Source organism: Kribbella hippodromi (assembly GCF_039531045.1).
Classification (GTDB): domain Bacteria; phylum Actinomycetota; class Actinomycetes; order Propionibacteriales; family Kribbellaceae; genus Kribbella; species Kribbella hippodromi.
Map to the genome: position 1 here is coordinate 109,328 of NZ_BAAAPH010000005.1, position 7,029 is coordinate 116,356.

The following is a 7,029-nucleotide window of genomic DNA, read 5'->3' on the forward strand; positions in this document are numbered from 1 at the left end:
CCAAGGGTGGGACAAGGGGCCAATTCCGCCGCCCGGACCGGCACGAGTCAGGCTGGTACGGCTGCCGGAGCACCCAGCCACTGGGAGATCTCGGCGAGCAGCGTCTGCTGGACTTCCGGCGGGGCAGTGGAGGCCAGTACAGAGCCCCGGGCCAGGTCCGCCAGCTCGGCATCGGTGAAGCCGTGCACAGTACGGGCGGTCTCGTACTGCTCGGCCAGCCGCGACCCGAACAGCAGCGGGTCGTCGGCGCCGAGCGCGATCCGGGCGCCGGCCTCGTACAACTCACGCAGCGGGACGTCCTCGGGGCGGTGATACACGCCGAGCGACACGTTGGACGCGGGGCAGACCTCGAGGGCGATCTGGGCCTCGACCACCCGCTTCAGCAGGTCCGGATCCTCGACCGCGCGGACGCCATGGCCGATCCGGCCGGCGCCCAGCTCGTCCAGACAGGTGCGTACGGTGGCGGGGCCGCACAGTTCGCCACCATGTGGGGCCGCCAGCAGACCGGCGTTTCGCGCGATCCGGAAGGCCGGCGCGAACTCCGACGTGGTGCCCCGGCGTTCGTCGTTCGACAATCCGAAGCCGACCACGCCCCGGCCGACGTACTGCGACGCGAGCCGGGCCAGCGTCCGTGCATCCAGCGGGTGGCGGGTGCGGTTCGCGGCGATGATGACCTGGACCTCGATCCCGGTCGACGCGGCGGCGTCGCGCGCGGCGTCCAGGACCAGGTCGGTGAACTCGGTGATGCCGTGGAAACGATTCGCGTACCCGGACGGGTCGACCTGGATCTCCAGCCAGCGCGATCCGTCGGCGCGATCGTCCTCGGCGGCTTCGCGGACCAGGCGCCGGACGTCGTCCTCGGTCCGCAGCACCGACCGGGCGATGTCGTACAGCCGCTGGAACCGGAACCAGCCGCGCTCGTCCGCGGCCGACAGGTCCGGCGGCCATTCGGTGCGCAGCGCGTCCGGCAGCCGGACGCCGTGCTTGTCGGCCAGCTCGACCAGCGTCAGGTGCCGCATCGACCCGGAGAAGTGCAGATGCAGGTGTGTTTTGGGCAGCACCCGCAGATCCCGCTGCGTCATTACCGAAGGTTACCGAGGGCCTACCCGCCCGGGGAAATCCGGGCGAGTCCGCGGCTGCCGGCGGTCGGGCATGGTGACCTCAGCCCAGCAGCTTGGCGATCCGGGTGAGGCCTTCGGCCAGGTCGTCGTCGCCGAGCGCGTAGGACAGCCGCAGGTACCCGGGCGCGCCGAACGCCTCGCCCGGCACGACCGCCACCTCCGCCTCGTCCAGGATCAGATCGGCCAGCTCGGCGGACGATTCCGGCGTACGCCCGGCGATCCGCTTGCCGAGCACGCCCTTCACCGACGGGTACGCGTAGAAGGCGCCGGTCGGCTCCGGGCACTCGACGCCGGGGATCTCGTTGAGCATCCGGACCATGGTCTTGCGCCGCCGGTCGAACGCGACCTTCATCTCGTCGACCGCGGCCAGATCGCCGGACACCGCGGCGAGTGCGGCGCGCTGCGCGATGTTGCAGACGTTCGAGGTCTGGTGCGACTGCAGGTTCGTCGCGGCCTTGATCACGTCCTTGGGGCCGATCATCCAGCCGACCCGCCAGCCGGTCATCGCGTACGTCTTGGCGACACCGTTCAGTACAACGGTCCTGTCCGCGAGCTCCGGTACCGCGACCGGGAGCGAGGTGAACGCTGCGTCACCGTACGTGAGGTGCTCGTAGATCTCGTCCGTGATCACCCACAGATCGTGCTCGAGCGCCCAGCGGCCGATCGCCTCGATCGCCTCCGGGGCGTCGACCGCGCCGGTCGGGTTGCTCGGCGAACAGAACAGCAGCGCCTTGGTCCTGGGCGTACGCGCCGCCTCCAACTGCTCCACGGTGACGCTGTAGTTCTGCGTCTCGTCCGCGAGTACCTCGACCGGTACGCCGCCGGCCAGCCGGATCGCCTCCGGGTAGGTGGTCCAGTACGGCGCCGGCAGGAGTACCTCGTCGCCTGGGTCGAGCAGGGTCGCGAACGCGTTGTACACGGCGTGCTTGCCGCCGTTCGTGACCAGCACCTGGGCCGGCTCGATCTCGTACCCGGAATCGCGCTTGGTCTTCGCGGCGATCGCCTGCTTGAGCTCCGGCAGGCCGCCGGCCGGGCTGTACCGGTGGTTCTTCGGATCCCGGGCCGCCGCGACCGCCGCGTCGACGATGTAGTCCGGGGTCGGGAAGTCCGGCTCACCCGCGCCGAAGCCGATCACCGGCCGGCCGGCCGCCTTGAGCGCCTTCGCCTTGCTGTCCACCGCCAGCGTCGCCGATTCACTGATGGCGCCGATCCGCGCCGAGATCCTGGAACTCATACGCCCATCCTGGCACCACGGCTCCTGGTCGCGGAGGGCAGTTTCAGGAGGTGAACAAGGGAACACAGTGGGGGTGTGGTCCGTTGGGGACCGGTGAAGGCTGTATGGTTCTGACCGCGGTGCGGCGCCTGGCAGGGGGTCGTACGGGTAAGGACCAGGTCGGACGACGCCGGGAGGCTGAGTTCGACCAGGTGGCTTCGACCCCGTACACTCATCTAGTCCGGGCGTTGATGGCCCTGATCCGGCATGCCCGAGATCAGGTCCGACGCGGCGTCCGGATGGATTGCAGAGGGCACTAGCTCAACTGGCAGAGCATCGGTCTCCAAAACCGAAGGTTGGGGGTTCAAGTCCCTCGTGCCCTGCAAATCCTGACCGGCGCAGGGCCGGTCAGGCCGCCGCTAGCGAAAGAGGTAGGTCGTGACGGAGACGCGCACCCCGGCACCGTCCGGCGCCGGCAAGCCTGCGGAAGGCAAGCAGGGCAGGGGCCTGCTGCGTTTCTACCGTCAGGTGGTCGCCGAGCTCCGCAAGGTGGTTTGGCCGACCCGCAAGCAGCTCTCCACCTACTTCGTGGTCGTCCTGACCTTCGTGGTGTTCGTCATCGCGATCGTCTCGGTCCTCGACCTGGCCTTCGGCTGGGCGATGTTCAAGATCTTCGGCTGAGGCCACCACCACGACCGCACCCGCAGGTCCCGGCACACCGGCCCGACCAAGACGCCAGCCACCACCCGATGAACAGATGACGGAGTACGACGTGTCCGAGCGCGACGACGAGGTCCTCGACTACGAGGACGAGTTCGACGTATCCGCCTCCGACGAGGATCTCGACTTCGACGAGAACGCCACCGACGACGACGACCTGTTCGCCGACGGCGACGACGATGACGACGACCCGTTCGCCGGCCTCGACGACGAGGACGAGGGTGACGAGGACGACGACGAGTCCGAGGACGACGCCGAGTACGCCGCGGACGACGAGTCCGAGACGCCGCCGGCCGACGCCGACAGCTCCGACGACGAGCCGGTGGTCGTGGTGGCCGCGGCCGACGACGCCGAGGCCGCCGAGGTGGTGACCGGGAGCGACGTCGAGGACGCCGCCGAGGAGCTGGCCGAGGAGACCGCGGAGACCGCGCCGGACAGCACTACCGAGGCGCCGGTCGCGGCGGACGAGGTCGTCTTCTCCAGCGACGACACCGACTCCGCTGACGACGAAGCCGATGTGGCTGCGCTGGCTGTGGCGGCCGCCGCCGCGGCGGACGACGACGATGACGTGGCCGAGGAGGCGGAGCCGGAAGAGCCGGGCGACCCGCTCGAGGAGCTGCGCAGCCGGCTGCGGTCGCAGATCGGCGACTGGTACGTGGTGCACACGTACTCGGGGATGGAGAACCGGGTCAAGGGCAACCTCGAGAACCGGATCAACTCCCTGAACATGGAGGACTACATCTTCGAGATCATCGTGCCGACCGAAGAGGTCGCCGAGATCAAGAACGGTCAGCGCCGGATGGTCAAGCGCACCGTGCTCCCCGGTTACGTGCTGGTCCGGATGGACCTGACCGACGAGTCCTGGTCGACCGTACGGCACACGCCGTCGGTGACCGGTTTCGTCGGGAACAGCCAGAAGCCGGTCCCGCTCAGCCTCGAAGAGGTGGAGAAGATGCTCGCACCGGCCGTCGTGGCGGCGGCCGAGGCGGCGGCAGCCGAAGCCGGTGCCGCACCTGCCAAGACCGCGGCCAAGAAGAAGGTCGAGGTCGCCGACTTCGGTGTCGGTGACTCGGTCATGGTGGTCGACGGGCCGTTCGCGACCCTGCACGCCACAGTCACGGAGATCAACGCCGAGGCCCAGCGGATCAAGGCCCTGGTTGAGATCTTCGGCCGGGAGACCCCGGTGGAACTCAGCTTCAACCAGATCCAGAAAGTCTAAGGACCCGACAGAATGCCTCCCAAGAAGAAGATCGCTGCCCTGGTCAAGGTGCAGCTCCAGGCCGGTGCCGCGACGCCGGCCCCGCCGGTCGGTACCGCGCTCGGTCCGCACGGCGTCAACATCATGGAATTCTGCAAGGCGTACAACGCCCAGACCGAATCCATGCGCGGCAACGTCGTACCGGTCGAGATCACGATCTACGAAGACCGTTCCTTCACCTTCGTCACCAAGACGCCGCCGGCGCCGGAGATGATCAAGAAGGCTGCCGGTCTGCAGAAGGGCTCGGCCGTCCCGCAGCGGGACAAGGTCGGCAAGATCACCAAGGACCAGGTCCGCGAGATCGCCACCACCAAGATGCCGGACCTGAACGCCCGCGACATCGACGCCGCGATGAAGATCATCGAGGGTACGGCGCGCTCCATGGGCGTCGTCGTCGACAAGTAAGACATCCACCAGGTCCGCCATGGTGGATCAGCAGGTGTGGAAGGGCGCCATCATCGCCCGCCGAACCACAAACCGCGAACGATGCATCCGTCGTTCGTTGAAGGGAGCACAGCAGTAATGGCACAGCGCAGCAAGGCTTACCGCGCGATCGCGGAGAAGATCGACTTCGATCACCTGTACACGCCGTTGGAGGCGATCCGGCTGGCCAAGGAGGCCGCCGGAAGCAAGAAGTTCAACTCCACCGTGGACGTGGCGATGCGGCTCGGGGTCGACCCCCGCAAGGCCGACCAGATGGTGCGCGGCACCGTCAACCTTCCGCACGGTACCGGCAAGACGGCACGGGTCCTCGTCTTCGCCACCGGTGAGAAGGCCGAAGCCGCGAAGGCCGCCGGCGCCGACTTCATCGGCGACGACGACATGATCAAGAAGGTCACCGACGGCTGGCTCGACTTCGACGCCGTCGTCGCCACCCCCGACCTGATGGGCAAGGTCGGCCGCCTCGGCCGCGTCCTCGGCCCGCGTGGTCTGATGCCGAACCCGAAGACGGGTACGGTCACCCCGGACGTGGCCAAGGCCGTGTCCGACATCAAGGGCGGCAAGATCGAGTTCCGGGTCGACCGGCACGCGAACCTGCACTTCATCATCGGCAAGGCCTCCTTCGACGAGGCCCAGCTGGCGGAGAACTACAGCGCCGCCCTGGACGAGATCCTCCGCCTGAAGCCGGCCAGCTCGAAGGGCCGCTACATCAAGAAGACGGTCTTCTCGACCACGATGGGCCCGGGTGTCCAGGTTGACCCCAACCTCACCCGCAACCTCACCGAGGACCAGGCCGACGCCTGACCCCTCACCCTTCACCAAGCCCCCGGGACCATGTCCTGGGGGCTTGGTCTTTTCTTGGGAGGGGTTGGCCCCTCAGATGGTGGGTTGCCCCCTGGAAATTCGAGGGGCCAACCCTCCATCTCAGGGGGCAAGGTTCAGAGGTTGGTGATGCTGGTGATGAGGTCGGGGGTGAGTGAGCTGGGGGAGGAGTGACCGCTCAGGCGGAGGGCGTGGGCTAGTTCTTCGGCCAGGTCCGTGAGAAGGCGGGTCACGCCGGGCGCCGATTCGACGGTGAGAGCCCAGAGTGCGGGACGGCCGACGAAGACGGCCCGGGCGCCAAGAGCTAGCGCGGTGAGGATGTGTTCGCCCCGGCGGATCCCACCGTCGACGTACAGCTCGACCCCGCTCCCCGCGAGCGCCTCAGCCACCTCAGGCAGGGCCTGCGCGGTCGGAATCGAGCCATCAAGCTGACGCCCACCGTGGTTGGACACGATGATGCCGCCCGCACCCGCGTCCGCGCACCGCTTGGCGTCGTCGCCGCGAAGTACACCCTTCACCACCACCGGCAGCCCGGTACGTTCCGCGAGCCACCCGATCACATCCGGATTGAGGTCGTCCGCCTTCGCCAGATCATCGTTGGTCCACTCGCCAACCGGCAGATTGGCCAGCAGCTGACCCGGCTGCACGAGGTCCCAGACGGTAGGGCCGTCGTCTTCCTTCCGCCCAACCACCGGGGTATCCACAGTGAGCACGATCGCCCGCGCGCCCGCCTCGACGGCGGCATCAAGCATCTGCCGGGTGATTTCCCGATTCCGTACGACATAAATCTGCAGCCACCACGGCACCCCGGTCGTACCCAACTCGGCGAACTTCGTACCGGCGTTGCTCGAAACCCCAAGCACCGAACCAGCCGCACTGACCCCCCGCGCCATCGCGAGCTCACCCTCCGGATCGGCCATCCGCTGCATGGTCGACGGCGCAACCAGGATCGGCGCATCAACCGGTACGCCGAGAACCGTGGTTTTCAGATCGATGCTGGAAACATCATTCAGCACCCGCGGCCGAAACCGGTACGCCGACCAGGCAGCAACGGCCTCACCAACACTCACCCCCGCGGCCGAACCCTGCCGAAAGTACCGATGCACAGCCTCCGGAAGCCTCTCCCCGGCGGCACCCTCCAGCCCATCAATCCAGCGCATGCGCCCCATAGTCGCACCACACCGGCCCTCCACGACGCCTTTCCCAACCCAAACCCACACCCACACCCACCACCTAATGCCCCGCCGCCGACACGTACCAGCTCACGCCCACTCACGACGCCTACCGGCTGACGCCCGCTGGCGACACGTACCGGCTGACGCCCACCACGGTGCGTACCAGTCGATGCTCGCCGGAGGTGCGTACCGGCTGACGCCCACGCGCGGCAAGTACCAGCTCACGTCAACCCACGGCGCGTACCGGCTGGTGTCCACCTACGGCGTGTACCAGCTCAC

The 7,029-nt window shown here is 68.1% G+C and carries 7 protein-coding genes and 1 tRNA gene; 5 read left to right on the forward strand and 3 right to left on the reverse strand.

What is annotated here, in order from left to right; translation table 11 throughout:
- Positions 1-47 precede the first annotated feature (47 nt).
- Both ABD260_RS09340 and ABD260_RS09345 read right to left on the reverse strand, forming a co-directional pair.
- Entirely contained in the window at positions 48-1,082 is a 1,035-nt protein-coding gene (locus ABD260_RS09340) for an adenosine deaminase (RefSeq protein ID WP_344232999.1), read from the reverse strand.
- 79 nt (positions 1,083-1,161) lie between these two features.
- Positions 1,162-2,355, reverse strand: coding sequence for a pyridoxal phosphate-dependent aminotransferase (locus ABD260_RS09345; RefSeq protein WP_344233000.1), 1,194 nt, complete (start codon positions 2,353-2,355; stop codon positions 1,162-1,164).
- 289 nt (positions 2,356-2,644) lie between these two features.
- Here ABD260_RS09345 and ABD260_RS09350 point away from each other — a divergent pair.
- The 5 genes from ABD260_RS09350 to rplA all read left to right on the forward strand — a co-directional run bounded on the left by ABD260_RS09350 (position 2,645) and on the right by rplA (position 5,557).
- Positions 2,645-2,717: transfer RNA gene (locus tag ABD260_RS09350), tRNA-Trp, on the forward strand.
- Between the two features lie 55 nt (positions 2,718-2,772).
- On the forward strand, positions 2,773-3,015 hold the full coding sequence (gene secE / locus ABD260_RS09355) for a preprotein translocase subunit SecE (protein WP_130384685.1): 243 nt from the start codon (positions 2,773-2,775) through the stop codon (positions 3,013-3,015).
- 367 nt (positions 3,016-3,382) lie between these two features.
- Positions 3,383-4,273, forward strand: coding sequence for a transcription termination/antitermination protein NusG (gene nusG / locus ABD260_RS09360; protein ID WP_425553319.1), 891 nt, complete (start codon positions 3,383-3,385; stop codon positions 4,271-4,273).
- A gap of 12 nt (positions 4,274-4,285) precedes the next feature.
- Entirely contained in the window at positions 4,286-4,717 is a 432-nt protein-coding gene (rplK, locus tag ABD260_RS09365; RefSeq protein ID WP_130441571.1) for a 50S ribosomal protein L11, read from the forward strand.
- A 117-nt stretch (positions 4,718-4,834) separates the two neighbouring features.
- Positions 4,835-5,557 (forward strand): 50S ribosomal protein L1, encoded by a 723-nt coding sequence (gene rplA / locus ABD260_RS09370; protein WP_184840488.1) that lies wholly within the window; start codon positions 4,835-4,837, stop codon positions 5,555-5,557.
- Between the two features lie 134 nt (positions 5,558-5,691).
- On the opposite strand, the gene ABD260_RS09375 is transcribed toward rplA, so the two are convergent.
- Positions 5,692-6,735, reverse strand: a complete 1,044-nt coding sequence (locus tag ABD260_RS09375; protein ID WP_344233001.1) for an alpha-hydroxy acid oxidase — start codon at positions 6,733-6,735, stop codon at positions 5,692-5,694.
- Positions 6,736-7,029 lie beyond the last annotated feature (294 nt).

Coding starts and splice junctions, on each gene's coding strand:
- rplA (WP_184840488.1), top strand. CDS start 4,835: ATGGCACAGCGCAGCAAGGCTTACCGCGCGATCGCGGAGAAGATCGAC.
- ABD260_RS09345 (WP_344233000.1), bottom strand. CDS start 2,355: ATGAGTTCCAGGATCTCGGCGCGGATCGGCGCCATCAGTGAATCGGCG.
- ABD260_RS09375 (WP_344233001.1), bottom strand. CDS start 6,735: ATGCGCTGGATTGATGGGCTGGAGGGTGCCGCCGGGGAGAGGCTTCCG.
- rplK (WP_130441571.1), top strand. CDS start 4,286: ATGCCTCCCAAGAAGAAGATCGCTGCCCTGGTCAAGGTGCAGCTCCAG.
- ABD260_RS09340 (WP_344232999.1), bottom strand. CDS start 1,082: ATGACGCAGCGGGATCTGCGGGTGCTGCCCAAAACACACCTGCATCTG.